The following is a 22,627-nucleotide window of genomic DNA, read 5'->3' as shown; positions in this document are numbered from 1 at the left end:
ACCAGGGGGGCCGACGGGCGTCGCTGCGCTTGGTTGACGGCGTTTCGCCTACTTGGCAAAGGCGATATAGATCAGGATGACGATAACGACCACCGCAAGCCCGACCTGCTTCACATACCGGTAAGGGGTAATCTCCACCTGGTTGGTATATTCCAGGACATAGGGTTCGGCTTTGGGCCGCAATTTCCCGATCAGCAGCATGATCCCCACATTCAGCAGGAAGAGGATGGCCATGATATGCAGGTAATGCGGATAGGCTTCTGCCTCTACCTTGCGAAGGGCCGTCACATCCGTGATCCCGGATTCCCGGGCCGCCTCGAGGGCAGCTTCCACCATGCCGGGGCCGATGATGAACTGGCTCAGGATATAGAGACCGGACCCGAGGAAGATGGCGATTTTAGCCGCAATGGCCGGTACGCGTTGGGTGAGGTACCCCACGACGATAATGGTCAGGATCGGGATGTTGTATATCCCGTTCACTTCCTGCAGGTAATCAAAGATACTGCCGGCCTTTTCGATAACCGGGGCCACCAGCATGGCGGCCAGGGCCAGCACAATCCCGAAGATCTTCCCGTACTTCACCGTAGTGGCCTCTGAAGCCTCTTTGTTGATGTGTTGCTTGTAAATGTCGATGCCGAAGAGAGTTACCGAGGAGTTGAGCACACTGTTGAAGGAACTCAGGATGGCCCCGAAGAGTACGGCCGCAAAGAAACCGACGAGCGGGCCGGGCAATACGGCCCGAACCAGTTCCGGGTAGGCGTCGTTACTGGAGGCCAGGTTGCCTTCGAAATAATAATAGGCGATCATTCCCGGAAGGACCAGGATAATCGGCCCGAGGATTTTGATAAATGAGGCCAATAGCAGCCCCTTCTGCCCTTCGGCCAGGTTTTTGGCCCCGAGGGCGCGCTGGATGATCTGCTGGTTGGTCCCCCAATAGAACAGCTGCACGAGCATCATCCCTGTAAAGATGGTGCTGAACGGGACTTCCTGGTAGTGTTCCCCTGTGGAGTCGAAGCGTTCCGGACTGCTGTCGATCAGGTTGTCCAGTCCGGTCATGACGCTGCCGTCCCCAATGGCCATCAGGCCGAAAACCGGGATCAGCACACCGCCGATCAGCAGGCCGATGGCGTTGATACTATCGGAAACAGCCACTGCCTTTAACCCTCCGAAAACCGCATAGATGGACCCGATAATCCCGATGCCCCAGATACAGATAATCCGGGCTGTAGGCTCTGAAACGTCCAGGAGTCCGGCCACATTAAACATGCCGCTGATGGCCACCGAACCGGAATACAGGATCACCGGCAGGAGTACTACCACATAGCCGGTGAGAAAGAGCCCGGAGGTTATGGTTTTAGTTGTGATGTCGAATCGCTTGGCGAGGAAGCCGGGCACTGTGGTCAAACCGCCTTTCAAATAGCGCGGCAACAGGAATACGGCGGTAATCACCATGGTAATGGCCGCGAGGGTCTCCCAGGCCATAACGGATAGCCCGTCGAGGTAGGCGCTGCCGTTCAACCCGACGATTTGTTCGGTAGACAGGTTGGTGAGCAACAGGGACCCCGCAATGACGCCGGCCGTCAGGCTGCGCCCCCCCAGGAAGTACCCATCCGAGGTGGATTCATTGGTTTTACGCGTGGCGAGATAGGAGATTACCGCTACAAGCAGCGTGAATCCCACAAAGGAAAGTATTCCGACCATGGTAGCTGGATAGTTTGGTTTAGCACTTAAAAATAGGGGATTATTCATTAACTGAGCCCCCATTTCAGTTATTCCCGCAAATTCCCCCGACCTCCGGGCGCCCAAAAGCTTCAGGGCCTCCCGTATATTCCTTATTTTTAGCTCCGGATCTACCGGAGGCGCTGCATCCGCCCCAGCGTCGCGCGCAGGCCCTTCCCTAATACAATGTACTCCGTATGGCCCAACTCGGCAGCAAATCGTTTCGTCAATCCCTGATTTTAATCACCGCCCTCCTGGGATATAGCTGTACGCAATACGGACAGCTGGAATACGTTTGCCGGTTGCCGGGCCCTATAAACGAGGCCTCCGGCATGATCACCTATGACGGGAAAACAGTCTGGATTGTCGAGGATAGCAGCAACCCGGATAAGATCCGGGAGGTGGATTCCACCGGCAACCTGGTCCGCGAGTTCAAAGTGGACCATGCCCGCAATACGGACTGGGAGGCCATGACCCGCGATTCGTTGGACCGGGTCTATATCGGCGACTTCGGAAACAACCAGAACTACCGGGACGACCTGGTGATTTACCGCCTGCCCGACCCCCGGTCGGAGCCCGGCGACAAGATCGACGCGGAGGCCATCCGTTTTACCTATCCCGACCAGAAAAAATTCCCGCCCAAGAAGAAGGGGCGGTTCTTTGATGCCGAAGCCCTGTTCCACCAGGGGGGGCATCTCTACATCGTGACCAAAAACCGGGCGGTGCCGTTTAACGGGATGGCCACCGTCTACCGGGTACCCGACCAACCCGGCGAATACGAGGCGGAAATCTTTGCCCGGATCCCCATATGCGATGACCGGCGCGCGTGCCAGGTAACCGACGCCGCCCTTTCGCCCAGCGGAAACCGGCTGGTCTTGCTTGGGTATGGCTACCTCTGGGTCTACGAGAACTTTGCCAGGACCGGGTTTGAAGAGCCCCCCCGGAAGATCTCCCTCAGGACCAATACCCAACTGGAAGGCATTTGTTTTGTGACGGAAACCCTCGTCTACCTCGCCGATGAACGGAGCGTGGGGCGCGGGGGCAATTTATACAGTTTTCCCCTGCCGATCCCCCGGGACGCCGAGGATTAAAACGTAAAGCCCAGCCCAAAGGAGAAGCGGAAGCCGTCCGCGCCGTGGAACAGGGCCGTGTTCAAAGTGATCACGTCGATCCCATTGAGGAAAAACCCGCCTCCGTACGATGTGTGCCAGCGTTTGGACGGATCTCCCGGCTGCCAGACGCGCCCGTAGTCAAAACCGCCGAATACCCCGACGGATAATGGCACCAGGCCCGTCCACATCTCCCCGAATTGCAACCGCAGATCGGTGATCTGGTAGTAGGCTGTTTTGCCCGAGAACCGCTCGTTCCGGTAACTCCTTGGCCCGTCGCTGGCACCGATACTCGCTGCCTGGTAGAACGCGTACCCGTTCCCCAGGTTAAAATGGGCCTTCCACCTCGTGGCCAGGACCAGCCTGCCGGACGGGACCAGCCGGTGGTCCAGGCTCAGGGACGGGACAATAAAACCAAAACGCTCCCCCCCCGAATTGAGTTCCTCCCTGAACCCGGCTTCCAGGCTGGAGGCCATCCCCAGGGTCGGGAAGGCGTCGTTGTCGCGGTTTTCATAGAAATACCGGGCCGTAGCCCCCAGGAACTGGTTGGAATTTTCTTCTCCGTTGGCCTGGTAAAACGTATTCACGAACCGGTCTCCGGTCTCCTCCACCGTAAAGCGTTCATAGTCCATGCCCAGGCGAAAGCTGCCTCCCAGGGGGCCGCGCCAGATCAGGGCTGGTCGGGCACTGAGGATTCGAAGGCGAACCCGGTTATAATCCAGGCCCAAATCGTCGTCCGGGTTCACTGTCTCGTTGCCCAGGCCAAAGAAATTCCGTGTAAAATTCGGGCTCGTATACCGCGCCTTCAACTGGATGTTCCAATTGCCAGCGATATTGGCAAATTCTCCCTCATACCCCAGATCGAAACCGCTGGTGGCAAAATAGAATGCCCCTTGCACCGTGTGGCGGTAAGTAAAGGGGTTGCGCCGGAACCCGTAGCGCGTAAAACTGTAGCCCAGGCCCAGCCGCATTCCGTCATCCGGGTTAAACCCGGCGGTTGGCAAAAGCTGGCTGGTAAAGCTGGCCAGGTTCAGCGGCTGAAACGTGTTTACCAGATAGTTGTCCGTCAGCACCTTCCTGACGCGTCCGGGGCCGTCGAATCGGTTATCTGCCGAGGCGTGGTCGTATACCACCGCTTTGGCCCCCGAAGTGGTGAGGTAGCGATCTTCCCCCAGTCCCCCGACAATCCGCACTTTAATTTTGGACTCCCGGGCCAGGTTCAGGTCAAAACGGTCCCCGTCGTCCAGGCCAAACACCCAGATTTCCCGCGTCAGGCCGGGCTGCAGGGTCCGTTCGAAAAATAACTTGCTCTTCGCTCCCTGGATATTCCGGTAGGCTTTGACGGATACCCCCCCGTCGGGAAGCGAATGGATTTCAAACCAGTCGTCCTTGTCGGTCCCGGCAACCACCAGGTAGCGCTGCAATACCTCAAAATACGTATTGGCAAAATGGTCCAGGCTCCCCAGCCGGGCCAGGAGGGTTTCCCGGATCCGGATACTGGTTGTGCCGCGAACCTCCGGAGGGATGCCTTCCAGGGACGATTCGATTACCTCCGGGGTCACCCGTTCCCGGATGATACGGGCCTGCTCTTGCCATTGGGAACGCGTCGTCCCCCCGAGCAGCGTCATATCCAGGGAAAAAGGATTCGTGTTGAAGGTCCGAATATTGCGGATTTCCTCATTGAAGCCCTCCATCTTTTTAACCCCGGGAACCAGGCGGGTCAGGATACTGCCGATCAGGCCGTCGCCCATGATGGAGAACGCCTGGTCGCGATCCCTGGGGATGGGCCGGTAGACCACGTTTCCGGTTTCCTCGTCCTCGAACTCCGCCCAGCGCCACTGGTCCTGGTGACGATCCCAGTCGCCGATAAGCATATCGAAGAGCCGGGCGCGGATATAGGCATCAGTATCCACGCGGTACTTTTCGTCATCCCGCAGGTTGTCCAGCAGGTCGAAGGTGCTCTCGATGTCTTCGGCATACCCGAAACTCGCCAGGTCCTCGTGCCCTTCCGAGGGGTGTTCCTCAATCATGTAGAGTTCGTCTCCAAAATCCTCGTTGTATTTGCCCAGAGCCGGTTGCCTCGGCACATAGAACAGCCGGGGGTTCGTGTGGTAGATATCCAGGGTGTCCATCAATGGGGAAAGCCCGAAAGGCGCGTAGGGGTGCGCCCCCGTGTAGAGGTCTTCCAACAGGTTTGCCGGGGCCGTGTTCTCCAGGTCCCCGATAATATACTGGTCCTGGAAAGCCATCGCCTGCAGGTTTTGCTCGGCCTGTTTCCGCAGGGCCCGCATCACGAATTCCCGGCCGTCTCGATGGCGAAGCCGCAGGGACTTGGACTGCTGTCCGCCCCCTTTCCGAACCGGGGTCAGCCCCCCGTACAAGGTGTCGATGCGCACGGTCGGGACCTCCACCGGCTCCCCGTAGAGCCTCCGGTAACGGGGCCCCCAGAGCCGCGTATGCAACCGGGATTTGTCTACTTCTACCGAATCGTAGACCGAGGCTTTTACCCGAGGCGGGAACTCGCCCTCGAAAATCTCCGGGTCCGGTTCAAATGGGGGGGAGTAAACGGAGGAGGTGAACAAAAATCGTTCGTTCCCGGCATCGTCCACCCCATAGTATCGCACCCGGGAGCTGCCGTCCTCGTACACCTCCAGCACGGCATACCCCCGTTGCCCCGTGGTGAACACGCTGCCGCCCAACTGGTTGGTGGCCCCCTTTTTGGCTCCCGATCCGCTGACGATCTGCGGCAACCCGTCCGATACAATGTACTGGAGCGTGTGCTCGTGACCGGAGGCAAGCACCACCCGTTCCCCAAACCGTGCCAGGGTCAGCAGCCGCTTCTGTAGCTCCAGGTAGCGTTTGTTCTGCATATCCTCCACAGATACCCCCGCGGTCTTCCGGAACAAATTAACCAGCGTCCCGAGGATCGGGAGGGGTATTTTGCCGGAATACGGATAGAATTGTTGCCGGAAGGTGTACTGCCCGCCGTGGACCCCGTAGCTGAACATCGGGTGGTGGGTGGCCAGTAAGATGGTCTTGTCCGCGTGTTGTTTAATCTCGCTCCCGAGTTCCTCCCAGAACACGTCCCGGTTCTTGATTTCGCAGTCGTCGTTGATGGCCGGGCGCTTGTCCCAGTTGGTCAGGTACCACTCCGTGTCCACCAGGATTACCAGCAGGTCGTCGGATATTTCCAGGGTCTCGATCGGGCAGCCGTCTTCCGGCAAGAAAACATCCTTCCGGCCCAGGTAGTTTTCCACGTAGTTCTCCTGCCGCTTCAGGCCGATGATCCCCTCGTTGTACCAATCGTGGTTCCCGGGGATAAAAACCGGGCGCCCCCTGTAATTCTCCAGGGTTCGCAACTGGGCTTCCAGGTGGCTGGATGCTTCGATGAAGGCACGGGTGGAATCCGCGGCATCAGGCAGTCCGGCCGGGTAAATATTGTCCCCGAGGAAAATTGCAGTGCTATTCGTATCGGCGGCTGCCAGCCGGTCCCGGAAGCGCTCCAGGACCGGGTTCATCCCTCCCAGGGGGGAGAGGCCGGCATCCCCTATCAGATAGAATGTATGGGCCACCTCCGACTGGCTTTCGACATCGGTGGCCTGTTCCGGGTCTGCATACTTCGGGGCATAGGTGGCGCAGGACCCCAAAAGGAACACCCCTGCGGCGATTGCGACAAAATGTTTTGCAAGGGCACTTCTGGGAGACATGTAAAATTTTGTACTTTGGATGATCAACAACAAATTCCTGTATGACAAAGCTGGCGGAAAGCACGGGCAAGTATGTGACCAAATTGCTCACCGAAGAGCTGGATGAGCGGTATTTATACCATAACCTGAGGCATACGCAGCGCGTGGTACAAAGTACAAAAGAATTGCTTGAACACCATGAGCTGGACCCGGGGCGGGCCGAGGAAGTCATCCTGGCTGCCTGGCTGCACGATACGGGATACACCGCTGGCAGTCAGGACCATGAGACAAAAAGTTGCGAAATTGCCCGGGAATTCCTGGGCGGGAAGGACCTGGAAGAGGATCGAATTGAGCGGGTATGCGAACTGATCGAGGCCACCCGGCGGTTCTACACCCCGAAAAATCTGGCGGAAAAAATCCTCCGGGATGCGGATTCCTCCCACCTGAGCCAGAAAAGCTACCGGGAGACCGCCGAGTTGTTGCGGGAGGAGCTTTCCCTGTTGGGCCTGGCCGAATACACCCCCGAGGAATGGCGGGAGACGAACATCAAGATGTTCCGCGCCGAACACCAGTACTACACGCAGTACGCCCTGGAGAACTGGCAGGAAGGCAAAGACGACAATATCCGCCGGCTGGTCAAAGACAAGAAAAAGCGGCGGAAGATGGCCAAGAAGGAAAAACTCAAGGCCTACTACAAAAACGAAAGCCCGGAACGCGGCATTCAGACCATGTACCGCGTATCCATGCGAAACCACCTGAAGCTAAGCGATATAGCAGACACCAAGGCGAATATCCTGCTGTCCGTGAACGCGATCATCATCTCCCTGGTAATCGCCAACCTCATCCCCAAACTGGACAACCCGACAAACGACTACCTGATCTACCCGACGGTGATCTTTATCGTATTCAGTATCATATCCATGATCCTGTCCATCCTGGCTACCCGGCCGAATGTTACCAGCGGCCAGTTCACCAAGGAGGATGTGGCCGAGAAAAAAGTCAACCTTTTGTTTTTCGGCAACTTCCACAAAATGAAGCTGCCGGATTACGAATGGGCCATGCAGGAGCTGATCAAAGACAAATATTACGTGTACAACACGCTCACCAAGGACCTGTATTTCCTCGGGGTGGTCTTGCAGCGCAAATACAAGTTGCTGCGATGGACCTACACGATATTTATGGTGGGGATGATCCTTTCGGTGATCGCCTTCTTTGTCGCCCTGAAATTCTACGGGCCGGAACGGATTATTGAATTGCCCCAATAGGCGCGGCTTACCCGAAACCTTTCGACGAATGCGTCGGGGCACAGCCTGCCGGGAAACGCTCAGGTCTGAAGCTCTTCCATCAGGTCGTCGTAGTTGTAGAATTCCTTGGAGCCTTCCTCATTACCCGACAGTTTGCGGTAGAGGATGCCGGCGCGGATGGCCTTGAGGCCGGAAACCCCCTGCAAGCCCTCGAGTTCCACAATTTCGATATCATCGGTAAAATACCCCTTGGATTTCAAGAACCGGATATACCTCAGGTACTCCAGTTCGTCTTTTTTCTGTGAATAGACAATCACCAGTTTCCCGGAGCGGGTCAGGCGTTCGTCGGACCCCTTGATCTTGGACTTGTCGATGCGCTTTTTGATGACCTCGTAGCGGGCGTTGTAGGTCCCGTCCACATCGAAGCGCTTCTCGTCCATCCGGAAACGGATGCTCAGGGAGGTGTTGTAAACCAGGATCAGGGAAGCCACGTCGAGTTGTACCGGCAACTCGGCCTTGAAGTCGTAGTAGGCGTTCTCCATCTCGCACATCACCTGCAGCTGCCACAGTCGGAGGTTACTCAGGTAGAGCGGGTCAAAATCGCGTTCGGCGGCGATGGAGTCCCCGATATACATGTTGTGCTCCACCCCGTCGGTCTTGTAGCGTTCAAAATAATGCGGGAACATCTTCTGGGCATCTTCCTGTCTCCGGTCGAGTACCGAGGCCAGGGATTTATTGATCCGCATCACGGTCTCGTCGTAATTCCTGCGGTGGTCGTAATAGGACTGGGTCCCCATATCGATCCCCGCTTCGTAGGAGAGGATTTCGGCGCCCAGCTGCTTGTCCACCCCCTTGAGGTGCTCAAAGACGGGCAGGATCTCGTCCTGTACAAAATTGAATATCGCCTGCTCGCTATTGGTGTGGAGTACCTCCTTGATATCCTCCATATGGTTGTTGACCCGGTAGATCAGCTCCTCGTAAATGGGTAACTCGGTCTTCTCAAAGGCTAATTCCAGAACGGACCGGATCCGGGAAAGCTGGATCATCAGGTCGCGTTGTATGGCCGAATTCCGGGCACGGGAGGAATCGCGGATATCGATCTGCCCGTACAACGGGTGTACGTCCTGGAAGGCGATCTCCTTAAAAGCCGGGTCGTTGCCTTCCAGCTGGTCGATGATGAATTTCTTGGCCTCTTCCTGGAAGCGCCACAGCACGGATTCATGGACGGTGGTACACTCGTGCTGAATGATTGCATCGATCAGGTTCTCCTCCTCGATCTTGGAGCGGACCACGGCCGAAACGATAAAAGGCATTACGTCGTCCAGCTTGGTGGCATTCACCCCGTTGAGCGCATTCGGCTCGCTGGAGACTACCTCCAGCAGGCCGAGTATCTCGTCCTGGTCGGCAATGGGGGCAAATATCGCGCTGCGGATGCCTTGTTCGTACAGGTTATTGTAGAATCCCTGCCCCTTGGAGAGCTTCTGGTATTTTTCGACGTCCGGGATGACGTAATACGACTTTTGCCGGAGCAACCTGTCATAGGATTTTTCGCAGAGGCATTTATTGCATTTACTGGCTGCGGCATCGCCCAGGATAAAGCTGTCCATGCCCTTGCCGTAAACTTTTTCGAACTGCCCGTCCTTGCGGTTATAGGTGATGAAGCCCACCTTCAGGTCGTTCAGCCGGAAAAAGGATCGGAACGTATCCTGCAATTCGCCCATAAATTTATCACTGCCCCGTTTATCGCTGGCGATCAACTCGGATTTTATCGCGGAAATGGAATACTCCGAGGTAACGTCGAACATGTTTGCGATGACAAACCCCTTGATGATAAAGCTCTCAGGCGGGATAATCGATTTCCAGTATTCCAGGTCTTCGGGACGCGACAGCATTTCGTCCACATCGTCCTGGGAGATTTCAGGCGCCTCCCCGTTGGGAAGGATTTCCATAAAATCCGCGTTGTACAGGATCCGGTAATGCCGCTTTACCCCGTTGGCATCCGGGAATTCAAAGAAATAAGGCCGGCTGAAATCGAGTTTATAGCCGTAAAAGTTGTTGAGGATGACCGTGCAGGTCATGATATAATCCTGCCCTTCGGTGCGGCTCATCAGGATGGGACTGAAGTCTTTCCCCGCCGCCTCGAGAATCTTTTGCAACCGTTTGGAAGGGTGGGAAAGCACATCCACGTAAGGCAGGGAGAGCGCTTTGATCTCATTGTGGCTGAGGACTTCCGAAAAGGCGTCCTGCAGGATTACATCGAGGATTTCCCGGTGCGTTTCCAGTTTTTCGACCTCCGTAAACCCCTCCCGGAGTTCCGGGTAGGGGGCCTGGGCTTTCAGGATCCGCCGGGCCTTTTCCTGCTGGTAGGGCGTACCTTCCTCCGCCAACCGGTCGTAAAAACGGAGGTACTTGTCAAAGCTGATCAGGAATTTAGCCGGGAAGTCCTGGTTCATAATCTTATGTTTACCCCTGTTTCGTCGCAGCAGAGCATGTAAAATTACAAAATAAAACGGTTCCCTATCGAGCGCTAAGACGAACGCATTCCGCACATTTTTTGGATATTTAGGGAAAATTCCAGGATGTCCTCCCGCCGCCGCCTCGACCGCGCCTACAAAAATGCACGGGTTGTCCCGTTTGACGACCGCTCCCGGCTGATCCTGTTTAGTGACTGCCACCGGGGGGACAACAGCTTTGCCGATGAATTTGCCAACAACCGGAACATCTATTACCACGCCCTGAACCACTATTACCAGCAGGGGTTTGACTATTTTGAACTCGGGGACGGGGACGAGCTTTGGGAAAACCTCAGTTTTGAATCCATCTTCGAAGCCCATAAAAACATCTATACGCTCCTGCGCAAATTCCACCTGGAGAACCGGCTTTACATGATCTGGGGCAACCACGACATGGTGTATAAGGATCCCGAATATGTGGAGGCCCACCTCAGCAGTTATTTTGAACCGATCGACGGCAGGGACAAGGAACTGTTCGAAGGCATCCGGTACGAGGAAGGCATTGTATTGCGCCACGAGCAGACGGGTCAGGAACTGTTCCTGTGCCACGGGCACCAGGCAGACTGGTGGAACTACACCTTCTGGCGGTGGAGCCGGTTTCTGGTTCGCATTCTCTGGAAGCCGCTTCAGGTTTGGGGGATTGCAGACCCCACTTCCCCGGCCCGCAATTACAAAGAGCTGATCCGGATAGAGAAGCGGATCAAGAAATGGATCCTCAGCAAGGACATGCTTCCCGTGATCGTGGGGCATACCCACCGGCCGAGATTCCCGGAACCCGGCGACATCCCCCTGTTCAACGACGGGAGCTGCGTACACCCCAGGAGTATCACCGGGCTTGAAATCGAAAATGGCAGGATCTCGCTGATCAAATGGCAGATTGCCACCACCGACGACGGCGTACTCCGCGTGGTCCGCGTCCTATTGGAGGGCCCCCAGAAACTGGCAGACTACGCCAAAAGATCGGGGAGATGACCGAGCTGCAGGCACTGATCGACTCCATCCCTATTCGCCACAACCCCATCTCCTACCTGATGTTCAGCGGGGTATTCCTGGGGTTCCTCCTATCTGGAGTCGTCCTGCTGCGGGCCCCCCGGGACAACAGGGCGCTCCTTTTTTTTGGGCTGATGATCGGCTGCCTCTCCATCACGAACCTGGACACCTTCCTCTGCTACACCGGCTGGATGAAATTCACCCTGGCCTGGAACGATTCCACGGAACCCCTAACCCTGCTGTTCGCCCCGTTGCTCTACCTGTGCATCCGCCACCTGGTAGTCCGCAAACCGCTGCCGGCATGGGTGGTGGCACTCCACCTGGCGCCGGCCCTGCTCTACGCCCTTTCCCAAATCGGGTATTATTCGGAGCCCCTGGCCGTTAAATTCAACGCTTACAAAGGGGCCTATTTTTCGGAAATCCCCTTTGCGGAGGTACCCGAAGGCACCACCTATGGGTACCAGTGGGTCAAGGACATGCAGCGGTGGCTCCTCCTGCTGGGCTTTGCCGTATACGGCCTGTTGTCCTTCCGGCTCTGGCAACGAGCCAGCAAATCGTTTGGCCACCCGGCCACCGGGGTCCGGATATCCAAATATCGGTTCGGGAGGTACGCCCTGGTAACCTTCCTGCTCAGCCTGGGCCTCATGCTGGTGGTCTACATCAGCTACGACGATGACGGAGGCGATCACTACCTTTCGCTTTTCACCCTTGCCGTAACCCTGTCCACCTGCATTGCCTTTATTTCGGAAAGCCGGTTTTTCCAACGCACCTGGCTCCTGGACAAATACGAATCCTCTGCAACCACGCCGCCTGAAATTACCCTGGAAGCCCTCAGGGAGGTGGCCGGTGAGGAGCGTTTCTTCGAGTCCCCGAAGGCATCGCTCAAGGCGCTTGCCGCCCACCTGGGGGTCCACCCCAACCGGGTGTCCCGACTGATCAACCAGGAGACGGACGGAAATTTCAACGACTTTGTAAATGCCTATCGGATTGACCTGGCAAAACGCCGGCTGGTTTCCCCTGAATTCCGCCACCTGACAATCGAGGCCATCGGCCGGAGCGTCGGGTTCCGCTCCAAATCCTCCTTCTACGAGGCGTTCCGCAAACAGGTGGGGTGCTCGCCCACCCAATTCATGAAATCTACAGGGAAGCCCTGACATACCGCCTTGTCCGGAATTACAAAACCGTACGTTTTCCGGACAAAATCCCCGGGCCGGATGCCTGGGAGTATGCATCTTTGGTGAAAATTCTCACGGATGAATGCAACGAGACGATACGACCTGGACTGGCTGCGGGTAGGGGTATTTGCCCTCCTGATTTTCTACCATGTGGGCATGTTTTTCGTACCCTGGGGCTGGCACCTAAAAAATGACGTGATCTACCCGGAGCTCCGGTGGCCCATGCTTTTTGTCAACCAGTGGCGGTTGCCGATCCTCTTTGTGATTTCGGGGATGGGGACCTACTTCGCCTATTCCTACCGAACCCCGGGCCGCTATGCCCTCGAACGGTTGGGGCGGCTGGGCATCCCGTTGGTTTTCGGCATGCTGGTTATCGTGCCCCCGCAGGTGTATACCGAACGCCTTGCCGCCGGCGCTTTCCAGGGCTCCTACTGGGAATTCCTGGCGGGCCCCGCCTTCAGCGGGGTCTACCCGGAGGGAAACATCAGCTGGCACCACCTCTGGTTCCTCCCTTACCTCCTGTTGTTTTCACTGGTCCTCGCCCGGCCATTCCGCAGGTTACGGGACCGGCCGGGCCGGTTGGTCGGCTGGGTCCGCCGCCGGCTCCGCTCGCCCTGGGGCTGGCTGGTATTCATCCTGCCGCTCTACATCTATGAAGCCCTGATGGAGCCATTCTTCAACGTGACCCATGCGCTTATCGGGGATTGGTTTGCCCTGGCGAACTTCGGGACGCTGTTCTTCTATGGGTTTATACTGACAGCCGCCGGAAAAGACTTTTGGGATTTTGCCATTCGCTACCGCGGCCGCAACCTGCTGATAGGCATTTTGAGCTTTGCCGCCCTGCTGGTACTCTGGCAATTCCCGGATACCGCGCTGCGCCACTTCACCGAAGCGGGGCTCAAGGTGCTGAACCTTTGGACCTGGATATTTATCCTCTTCGGCTATGCTGCCGTTTACCTGAACCGCCCAAGTAATCTGCTGCGTTATTGCAACCGGGCCGTGTACCCGTTTTACATCCTGCACCAGACCCTAACGGTGGGCATCGCCTATTTCCTGATGGACACGAACCTGGGGTTGCCGGCAGAGTTCGCGATTCTCAGCCTCGGAACTTTTGGGGGAAGCCTGCTGATTTATCACTTCCTGATCCGGCCGTTACGCGTACTCCATCCATTGTTCGGACTCAAAGCAAGGAAGCCCGGCAAGAAGCCCGCAGGACGATTGGTTTCAGAATAAGGGGATAGGAATATTTTTGTAGAAAACGGGCTCGAGCATGCTGTCGTAGCAAATGTTCCGGTTGTAAAGTTCCCGGGCAATCGGGTGTGCTACCAGATCCGATTTTGTGGCGTGTTCCGTCAGGTCATGCACCTTTTCCTCATCCATATCCTCCAGCCAGTGTTCCCGATCCCCGGGCTCCAGGACCAGCGGCATGCCCGCATCGAGATTCTGGATTTGCCGGAGCATCTGGTTGGAAGGGCCTACCAGGACGGAGGCTGTCAGAAAACCGTCGTCCAGCACGCTGTAGATGCCTGCCAGGGCAAACGGCCTTTTGTCCCGGTAGTAGACGTAATACGGATAGAGTTCCCCCTCGTAATGGTACATTGTGAAAAACCCATTCACCAGGATCAGGCAACGGCGCCTGAGGAGACTTTGCCGAAGCCAGTCCTGCCGGTTAACGGTTTCCAGACCCAGGTTCAGGGTGTTCAGGCTGTTCTGGAAAAGTTGCCAGTCTTCCCGGAATCCGTCGGGTAATATTCCCCAGATACCGTGCTGGATATATTCCGTATTGTCCTGGGTAATCAACGGAATCGTCTCCTCATTGAGACCGTTGATGACCTGCCGGGGTTCGTAAATTCCGGGAAACTTGAATGGCGTACCGAATTCCTCTTCAATCTTCCCTCGTCTCGTCATATTCGATAACCTGTAAAACATCGGGGACTTTTTACTGCAATTACGCGATAATTTATAAGCGAAACTTGCCCTAATAAAATGATTGTTAGTCCGTTTCGCCCGCCGCGTTTAAATTTTGTGTTAAGATTGACCCAATTTCCGCAAAACTGTTAAACAATTTCCGAAAACCATTAAGAATACTGAAGGGGAAGCGATAAATTTACCCTACCCCAAGAATTAAAATGAACGGGTAACACTTTGAAACTATGGAATTAACTATCAAAAGGGCTGAAAAACACCTGCGGGCGCTCAACGAGCACCTGCTGGGATCAATCAGCCAAAATAAAGGGCTTTTCAAGCTCGATATCGGCCAGCAGGTCGGCAGCGGGTCGGTGACCTGCATTTGCTTCAACAAGTGCATGACCGCCTATGAATACGACATCACGCTGAAAGAAGACATGCATATCCCCCTGAATGCCCCGGACATGGATATCCTCTATTTTGCATATTGCCTGGAAGGCAGCAGTTCCGTCCGGCTTCAGGAGTCCGGCAATTTTGTAAGGCTCGACAATTTACAGACTGCCGTGGTCTACAACAACCAGGAAACCGAAGGGGTCCTGAAGGTAGAGAAAGGGCAGCGTTTTGTTTTTAACCTCATCGGCATCGACAAAAAGCGGTACGAATCGCATTTCAAAGACAATTTCCACGGCCTGGAAGGGAAACTCCGGCATTTGCTGGAACAATTCGGCAACGGGAAAAAGTTTTTGCATATGGGGGCCTACAACCTGAAGATCGGCGAACAGATTAAGATGTTGCAGGAACAGCAATTTGACAATGAAATTGCCTCCTTCCTTCGTTTTGAAGGGATCTGCAACCTGATCCTCGCCAACCAGATCTCCCAGTTCTACCTGGATGTAAACCAGCGTTCGAATACGACCTCCCTCACCTCGCAGGAGTTACAGCTCATTCATCAGGTGAGTGAATTTATCGTGAACTACCCCGAGGTACAACACGCCATCAAATCGCTATGCAAAAAATCCGGCCTCTCCCCGAATAAGCTGCAGGAGGGGTTTAAATTCATGCACGGGCGAACGGTTTCCGACTATGTGCGGAACGTCCGGGTGGAAAAAGCCGAGGAACTCCTGCGGACCACAGACATGAATATCTCGGAAGTGGTTTACTCCGTTGGCCTCACCAGCCGGAGTTATTTCTGCAAGATCTTTAAGAATAAATACAATTGCAGCCCCAAGCAATACAAGAGCAAAAGGCTGAACAAGGTGAATCTGTCCGAGGTGTCCGCCTGATACGACCCTGATACCGAATCCCGGTAAGGGATGTGTGGCCCGTCGCCGGAGTATTCCGTCGGCGGGTCATTCTTTTTCTGCCGGCCCGGAATCGTTATGGTGTTCCACCCGTAGCGGCCCGGAAAAATCCAGCGTCCGGATCGGGAACGGGATGTTGATCCCTTCCGCATCGAAGGCTTTCTTGATGGCGATCATCGCCTCGGTCCTGGCCCGGGCGACCTCGAGGGCCGATGTGGAATCGATCCAGAAGCGCGTTTCAAAATTGATGGAACTCGAACCGAATTCCGTATACAGGAATATGATATCCCCGTCTTTCTCCACCTCGTCGAACGTTTTGACCAGGGTGTCCCGAACCACCTGCCTTACGTGCTCCAGGTCCGAACTGTACCCGACCCCGCAGGTGAGGATTACCCGCGACTGGGCCGTGGTACTGTAATTTTTAATCGGGTTTTCCACCACCATCTTATTGGGGATATACACCATGTTGTTGTCGGGTTGCCTCAGGGTAACCGACCGCAGGTCGATGTTGACCACCTCCCCCTCGTAGTCATTTGTGTGGATCCAGTCGCCGAACTTGATATACTTGACATAGGAGAGGACGATACCGGAATAGGTGTTTGCCAGGGCCCCCTGCAGGGCGAGACCCACTGCAAGGCCGGCCACCCCGGCACCTGCCAGGATGGTGTTCAGCGCCCGGCTCAGATTCAGGATGCCCAGCACCAGGAACAGGCCCAGAAGGATCACGACCACCGAAACCAGGCGGGAGATCAGGTTTTTCATGGAATCCTGGAGTTTGGAGCGATCCAGGAGTTTTAAGGTGGCCCGGCTGGTGTATTTTGAAAAAATCACCGCAATGGTGAAGACCACCAGGGCGATCAGGATATTCGGCAGGTTCAGGACGAGGGTGTCTACCCATCCCAGGAGCTTCTCCTGCATCTTGCCCCAGGCTTCGCTAAATTTGGTTTCCATATGGAAGTGCGTTTGGTTTGGTTCGTGTGCCGTGCCTGCCGGACAACCGGAAGCAACTGCCTAGCGGTTCTTTTCCACGTAGGTCGAATACTCCTCAGCCAACCCGGTCTTTTGTGATTCGGTCAGGACTTTCCCGGAGACCTGGAAAAATTGCTTTTCTTCATCTGCCAGGTGGTGCTCCACCTGCTCCTGCAACGATTTGCACAGGGTGAGCCACCCGGGCGAATCGAAGGGGGTTTCCTCCAGGCGCTCCACAAGTTCGTCAATTTCATGGTGTTCGGCAACCCCGTGCCGGGCCATTTCCTGGGTAGCGTCCTTTTTGATCAGGGGAACATAGAAAAATCGTTCCTCCGCATCTGCATGAACCTGGAGCTCCTTTTTCAATTTCGCAAAGATGGTGCGGCGCGTGGAGGTATCTCCGGATGTTTCCAGTAATTGGTCCAACAGGCTGCGCTGCAGGTCGTGGTCCTGCCGGATTGCTTCATAGATATTCATAGGGATCGGATTAAACAGGGATCGGATAAAAAAAAGACTCCGGCCTGGCAGCGAACCGGAATCTTTATAACTAACCAACTAAACTTCAAAGCTTATTGGATAGGCGCCCCAGTAGCAGAACGGAACGCCATACCCGCTTCAGGTGTGTGCTGCCATTAGGTGTAAGATACCTGAAATGATGCCGCCGGATGTGCTCATTCGGGAGAAAGCTTAATGCATTTCCGCACCCGCGGATACTGACGGGTAATGAGGGGTTGTCCACCAAACACGAACGCCCCATCCCGGTTACCGGTACGTGCCGGATCTCTTGCCACAATTTGATGCACCTACTCGATCAGGCTCAAAAAAATGCCTGTCCGGAACATGCACCCGACCCGTTTCGCCTATCTTTTGATCATGACTAACAAAAAATCAATGGATAAAAAGCAAGGAGAAGAATCTACCGAATTCATCAAGGATCCGGAAAAGGAAACCCGTGGATACATCTTTCAGAAAAACAGCAAAACGCAACTGGCAATCATGATCATTGCAGTAGCCGTTTTACTTATTATTGCAGCATTGTACAAATCCGGGGTATTCCTGGATCAATAGTCAAACCCTTTCCGACTGCCACACGTAACGGAGAATTAAACCCCGCGCTCCCAATGCAACGCATGTCCCAGAACAAAACATTTCACCAAGGCCTTTGCCGCCCGGTCCAATGGGCGGCCCGAGCCATCCTCGCAGCCCTCCTGTTCCAGGGGTGCGCCACCTACAAGCCACAGGTCAAAAAATCGGTCCCGACAGCCGGACCCGCGGCCGCTTCACCCGAATACACCTTTTTCCTGGCCGGCGGCTGGGGCCACACAGACCCCGAGAAGCCCGCGGAATCCCTCACCCGCCTGGAAAGCGAACTGGCAGCTGCCGGCACGAATTCCGAATTGCTCCTTTTGGGGGATATGATCTCGGAGGAGCCCGGAAACCGGGAGCGGGATTCGGCCCTGTTGGGCGAGCAACTGGATTTGCTCCGCCGGTTTCAGGGACGGACCACGCTGATTCCAGGGAATAACGAATGGAAGGAATTCTCGGCGCGCAAACGCAAGTGGGTGGAGGATTACATGGAAGAGCGGGATACTGCCCTCAAGATGCAGCTCGTCGGCGAATGCCCCATCGAATACCGGGATATCAACGACCGCCTGGCGATCATCCTGGTGGATTCCAAATGGTTTATCTCGAATTGGTCGCGGGTGGAACACATCAATGAAGCGTGCGTCGTGATGGATACCCGGAAGCGCTTTGCTGAGGAGCTGGACGGGTATATCAACGATGCCCAGGGAAAAAACCTCATTATCGCCATGCACCACCCACTCTTCAGCAACGGGAAATACGCCGGGAAAGAAACCCTTGGGAGCCATATGCGACCCGCCCCGGTTATTGGAACGATGATCCACGCCACTGCCGACCTGGGCGCCTTTTCGCCCGACCGCCTGATCTCCCGCCGATACAACTACCTGCGTATCCTCGTCTCGGCCCTGGCGCAGAAATCCGACCGGGCCGTCGTCGTATCCGCCCATGAGGAGAGCCTGCAGTACCTGAGGTCGGAGTCCATCCACCAGATTATCAGCGGTTCCCTGGGCCGGGCCACGGCAACCCACCGGTCAAAAGAAACCCTGGCAACCGTTGGGGGATCCCTGGAATACGAGGGTATCTATACAAACGGTTCCCGGGGATTTTCCCGGCTGGACACCTATCCGGACGGGTCCGTTTCGGTCCGGTTTTTCCCGGAAGGGGGGCAGGAAGTGTCCTATGAACTGCTGCCGGCCCTGCCGGAACCCGAATCCGGCGGACCGTATGAAATGCCCGCCGAGGCGGAAGTGGCCTCCAGGGTACTGGACGATCCGGAGCAATACCGGAAGAACGGTTTCTACACCTTCCTGTGGGGGGATCGCTACCGGGAGTATTTCGGGGAGAAAGTCACGGCGCCGGTGGCCTCCCTCGATACGCTTTACGGGGGGCTGAAGGTCACCCAGAAAGGGGGCGGCCACCAGTCGTATTCCATCCGCCTGGAAGATGCCCAGGGCAGACAATACGCCATGCGCTCCCTCCGCAAGGACGCCCTGAAATTCCTGGCCTTCAAGGTCCCCGGGGTGGCTTACGTCCCGGACGACTACAAGGAGACGCTGGCACACGAGGTGGTAAGCGATTTTTTTACCACGGCCCATCCCTACATGCAACTGGTTATCAGCCCGCTGGCAAGGAGTATCGGGGTCAACCACTCCAGCCCCAGCCTGTACTACATCCCCAAACAGGAAGCCCTGGGCGAACTGAATGCGGAGTTCGGCGACGAACTTTACTTTATCGAGGAACGCCCATCGGACGAGCAGCTGAATTACAAAGGGTACCGCCGCACCATCGACGAGAAGGGCGAGATCAAGGACTTTGAGAGCACGACGGACATGCTGGAGCTCCTGCGGAGCGATGAGTCCTACACCCTGGACCAACGGGCCTATGTCCGGGCCAGGCTTTTTGACATGCTCATAGGCGACTGGGACCGGCACCAGGACCAGTGGCGCTGGGTGGAATACGAAAAGCCCGACGGTTCCGTGGAGTTTATGCCGGTCCCCAGGGACCGCGACAATGCGTTCCCGAAGTTTGACGGGACAGCCCTCCCGGTAATCCAGTGGTTTGCCCCGGGAAGCCGGCGCTTCCAGTCCTTTGGCCCGGAATACGGAAACCTGAAATGGCTGAATACCTCCGGCGGGCGCCTGGATAAGGTATTGCTCCCCGATATGCGACAAGAAGACTGGGTGGCCGAAGCCCGGTATATCCAGGAGCACCTCGGGGACGCGGAAATAGATGCCGCCTTTGAAAGGTTGCCGCAGGAGGTGCAGGACAGCACGGCCGCATCCATCCGCAACGACCTGAAAGTGCGACTGAAAAACCTGCATCAGGCGGCTCTGGCCTATGGGGAATCCCTGGATCGACGCGTAATCCTCCGCGGCACCGAAAAAGACGATATTATCGAGATAGAGCGACTGCCCGAAGGCAATACGCGGGTGGTAATCCGCCGCAACCTGACTGACGAGCCGAATACGGTGATGCTGGACCGTACCCTGGAGGCTGCGGAAACGCGGGAACTCTGGATTTACGGCCTGGGGGATGACGATATCTTCCGCGTCACCGGCCCGGGTACAGGAAGGACATTCATCCGCCTGATCGGGGGGTACGGGGAAGACCGGTTCGAAATCGGGAATGATTCACGCCTGAAGGTCTACGACTGGGAATACGAGAAGACCGAATTCTCCAACCGGGAACCCCGCCACCAGTATACGAACATCTATTCCACGAACACCTATCACTGGCGCTATTACGAGCCGAGTTTCAACAAACTGGTCCCCTTCCTCGGGTTTCGGGTAGACGACGGCCTGGCCATCGGTGCCACAGACACCTATACGTATAAAGGCTTCAACGGGGAGGACTTCCGGCAGCAGCACCGATTTGGCGCCAAGTACTTTTTTAATTTCGGAGCGCTCGAAGCTTCCTATTCCGGGGTGTATGCCAATGCCCTGCCGGGGTGGAACTTTGAGACGGAAGCCTATTACGCCTCCAACCGCTTTGTCCGGAACTTTTTCGGGATCGGCAATGAAACCGTGAACCTGGAGGACGACCTGGACATCGATTATTATCGCGCCCGCGTCCAGTCTGCCCGTGCAAGTGCCGGCCTCGCCTACCATACGCTGAAGATCCGGGCCGTGTACGAAACCCATAAGGCCCAGGAACTCGAAGACCGGTTCTTTACCCCTGAAAACCTGGACCCGGATGTCTTCACGCGCCAGCATTACGCGGGGGCCGAAACCGAGCTCAGCTACCATGCGGACGATGTGGACGATTTCCCCACAAAAGCCATTTACATCGGGTTATCGGCCGGGTATCAATGGAACCTCCGGGATGCCGAAAGGCATTTTGGCTACTTGCAAAGCCGCTTGTCGCTTTCCCATAAAGTAATCCCCTCCGGCGACCTGGTGCTGGGTACCACTGCGGAGGTTCGCACGAACTTCGGGGGCGATTATTTCTTCTACCAGGCCCCTGCCCTGGGTGGGGACAACGGATTGAGGGGGTACCGGGACCAACGATTCACGGGCAGGACGTATTTCTACCAGAGCACCGACCTGCGATGGCGGATCAAGCGATATGTCACCCTGGTGGCACCCGTAACCGTGGGGCTGTATGGCGGATTCGATTACGGCCGCGTCTGGAACCCCGGGGAATCATCCGGCGTATGGCACACAAGCCGGGGCGGGGGCTTCTGGATCAGCGGTTTCAATTACCTGGCATTCAACATCGGATATTTTAACTCCCGGGAAGGGAATTTCTTCCAGGTGGGTTTTGGATTTGGGTTTTAACGCATTGACGGCCGCCCATGGACCTTAAAAAAGGACTGCAATTATTCGGATGCCTCGCGGTACTCCTCTCGCTCCTGCCGCTCATCGCGGCAGACTACTGGTGGATCCGCATGTTCGATTTCCCGCACCTCCAACTCACTGCCCTGACCCTGCTGGCCATACTCGCTTTTTTCTGGAAATTCGAGTTGCGGGAGCCCAGGGATTACGCGTTTATAGCCATCCTTGCAGGGTGCCTTACATTTCAGGTGTCGCGAATTTACCCGTTTACGCCCCTGGCGGATATGGAGATACTCGCGGCCCAAACAAAATCCGCCCCGGGTATCCGCATGGTCACTGCAAACGTCCTCCAATCGAACAAAACAGACAGCCTGCTGGCCGCGCAAATCAAGGCGTACAACCCGGACCTGCTATTGCTGACCGAGGCAAACGCCCGCTGGCGGGACGCCCTGGCACCCGTAACGGGCAAGCGATTTTCCTATAAGGAGGAAATCCCCCTGGAGAATACATATGGGATGCTGCTTTATTCAAAATTTCCCTTGATCGAGCCGGAGGTGCGTTTTATGGTAGACGACAGTATCCCGTCCATCCACACCCGTATCAAACTCCCTTCCGGGGATACGCTGCAGCTACACTGCATCCACCCCACACCCCCCATGCCCCAGCACAACCCCATGTCCACGGACCGGGATGCCGAACTGATGCGAACGGCCCGCCTGACCCGTCAAAGTGATTACCCGGCAATCGTGCTGGGAGATTTCAATGACGTGGCCTGGTCGGAGAGCACCGGCCTGTTCCAGCGGGTGGGCCGGCTCCTGGACCCCAGGAAAGGCCGGGGATTTTTCAATACCTACCACGCACAAAATTGGATCCTTAGGTGGCCCCTGGACCACATTTTTGCCCACAGGGAATTCCGCCTGAGGGATTTGGAGGTGATGCCGGACATTGGCTCGGACCATTTCCCGGTATATATACACCTGGACTACTTTCCGGAGGGAGCCGGGGATCAGTCCCCGGAACCGGCCAGCGAAGAAGACCTGCAGACTGCCTCCGATATCATCGGCCAGGAAATCCGCCAGGATTCCGGGAATGGCAGTGATGACAGAGGGGGCAAACCCGATGGGGACGGTTAGCGGAAAATGCTATCTTTAGCGATG

The 22,627-nt window shown here is 56.1% G+C and carries 15 protein-coding genes; 9 read left to right on the top strand and 6 right to left on the bottom strand.

Annotation, left to right across the window (positions count from 1 at the left end):
* Positions 1–48: 48 nt before the first annotated feature.
* Positions 49–1,701, bottom strand: a complete 1,653-nt coding sequence (locus tag RB2501_RS05130; protein ID WP_015753694.1) for a solute:sodium symporter family transporter — start codon at positions 1,699–1,701, stop codon at positions 49–51.
* A gap of 215 nt (positions 1,702–1,916) precedes the next feature.
* Here RB2501_RS05130 and RB2501_RS05125 point away from each other — a divergent pair, with 215 nt between their 5' ends.
* On the top strand, positions 1,917–2,810 hold the full coding sequence (locus tag RB2501_RS05125; RefSeq protein ID WP_015753693.1) for an NHL repeat-containing protein: 894 nt from the start codon (positions 1,917–1,919) through the stop codon (positions 2,808–2,810).
* Here the strand turns inward: RB2501_RS05125 and RB2501_RS05120 are convergent.
* Positions 2,807–6,535 carry a metallophosphoesterase gene (locus tag RB2501_RS05120; RefSeq protein ID WP_015753692.1) on the bottom strand — a complete coding sequence of 1,243 codons (3,729 nt, stop codon included), beginning with the start codon at positions 6,533–6,535 and terminating at the stop codon, positions 2,807–2,809. The genes RB2501_RS05125 and RB2501_RS05120 overlap by 4 nt on opposite strands.
* 41 nt (positions 6,536–6,576) lie before the next feature.
* On the opposite strand from RB2501_RS05120, the gene RB2501_RS05115 reads away from it, so the two are divergent.
* Positions 6,577–7,779: a Pycsar system effector family protein gene (locus RB2501_RS05115; RefSeq protein WP_015753691.1), complete on the top strand. Its 1,203-nt coding sequence runs from the start codon at positions 6,577–6,579 to the stop codon at positions 7,777–7,779.
* A gap of 59 nt (positions 7,780–7,838) precedes the next feature.
* Here RB2501_RS05115 and RB2501_RS05110 read toward each other — a convergent pair whose 3' ends face one another.
* Positions 7,839–10,211 carry a GAF domain-containing protein gene (locus RB2501_RS05110; protein ID WP_015753690.1) on the bottom strand — a complete coding sequence of 791 codons (2,373 nt, stop codon included), beginning with the start codon at positions 10,209–10,211 and terminating at the stop codon, positions 7,839–7,841.
* A 126-nt stretch (positions 10,212–10,337) separates the two neighbouring features.
* Between RB2501_RS05110 and RB2501_RS05105 the strand changes: the two genes are divergently transcribed.
* From RB2501_RS05105 to RB2501_RS05095, 3 genes are all read left to right on the top strand, one after another.
* Positions 10,338–11,243 (top strand): metallophosphoesterase, encoded by a 906-nt coding sequence (locus RB2501_RS05105; protein ID WP_015753689.1) that lies wholly within the window; start codon positions 10,338–10,340, stop codon positions 11,241–11,243.
* Positions 11,240–12,415, top strand: a complete 1,176-nt coding sequence (locus RB2501_RS05100; RefSeq protein WP_015753688.1) for a helix-turn-helix domain-containing protein — start codon at positions 11,240–11,242, stop codon at positions 12,413–12,415. Before RB2501_RS05105 ends, RB2501_RS05100 begins: the two co-directional genes overlap by 4 nt.
* 99 nt (positions 12,416–12,514) lie before the next feature.
* Complete coding sequence (locus RB2501_RS05095; protein WP_015753687.1) at positions 12,515–13,669, top strand: acyltransferase family protein; 1,155 nt, start codon at positions 12,515–12,517, stop codon at positions 13,667–13,669.
* On the opposite strand, the gene RB2501_RS05090 is transcribed toward RB2501_RS05095, so the two are convergent.
* Entirely contained in the window at positions 13,661–14,344 is a 684-nt protein-coding gene (locus RB2501_RS05090) for an SOS response-associated peptidase (protein WP_015753686.1), read from the bottom strand. The genes RB2501_RS05095 and RB2501_RS05090 overlap by 9 nt on opposite strands.
* Before the next feature lie 245 nt (positions 14,345–14,589).
* Here RB2501_RS05090 and RB2501_RS05085 point away from each other — a divergent pair, with 245 nt between their 5' ends.
* Positions 14,590–15,627: a helix-turn-helix domain-containing protein gene (locus RB2501_RS05085; protein ID WP_015753685.1), complete on the top strand. Its 1,038-nt coding sequence runs from the start codon at positions 14,590–14,592 to the stop codon at positions 15,625–15,627.
* A gap of 66 nt (positions 15,628–15,693) precedes the next feature.
* Here RB2501_RS05085 and RB2501_RS05080 read toward each other — a convergent pair whose 3' ends face one another.
* Positions 15,694–16,596: a mechanosensitive ion channel family protein gene (locus tag RB2501_RS05080; protein WP_015753684.1), complete on the bottom strand. Its 903-nt coding sequence runs from the start codon at positions 16,594–16,596 to the stop codon at positions 15,694–15,696.
* Positions 16,597–16,656: 60 nt separating this feature from the next.
* Positions 16,657–17,091, bottom strand: a complete 435-nt coding sequence (locus tag RB2501_RS05075; protein WP_015753683.1) for a hemerythrin domain-containing protein — start codon at positions 17,089–17,091, stop codon at positions 16,657–16,659.
* A 363-nt stretch (positions 17,092–17,454) separates the two neighbouring features.
* On the opposite strand from RB2501_RS05075, the gene RB2501_RS05070 reads away from it, so the two are divergent.
* The 3 genes from RB2501_RS05070 to RB2501_RS05060 are packed head-to-tail and all read left to right on the top strand — an operon-like array spanning position 17,455 to position 22,603.
* The gene (locus tag RB2501_RS05070) at positions 17,455–17,682 is read left to right on the top strand and encodes a hypothetical protein (RefSeq protein ID WP_148214295.1); all 228 of its coding nucleotides are present in this window, start codon (positions 17,455–17,457) and stop codon (positions 17,680–17,682) included.
* Positions 17,683–17,735: 53 nt separating this feature from the next.
* Entirely contained in the window at positions 17,736–21,473 is a 3,738-nt protein-coding gene (locus RB2501_RS05065) for a BamA/TamA family outer membrane protein (protein WP_238528106.1), read from the top strand.
* Between the two features lie 17 nt (positions 21,474–21,490).
* Positions 21,491–22,603 carry an endonuclease/exonuclease/phosphatase family protein gene (locus RB2501_RS05060; RefSeq protein ID WP_015753680.1) on the top strand — a complete coding sequence of 371 codons (1,113 nt, stop codon included), beginning with the start codon at positions 21,491–21,493 and terminating at the stop codon, positions 22,601–22,603.
* Positions 22,604–22,627 lie beyond the last annotated feature (24 nt).

The organism is Robiginitalea biformata HTCC2501 (assembly GCF_000024125.1).
GTDB classification, from domain to species: Bacteria; Bacteroidota; Bacteroidia; order Flavobacteriales; family Flavobacteriaceae; genus Robiginitalea; species Robiginitalea biformata.
Note: the sequence above shows the minus strand (reverse complement) of the source record. Positions and strands in the feature narration are given on the sequence as shown.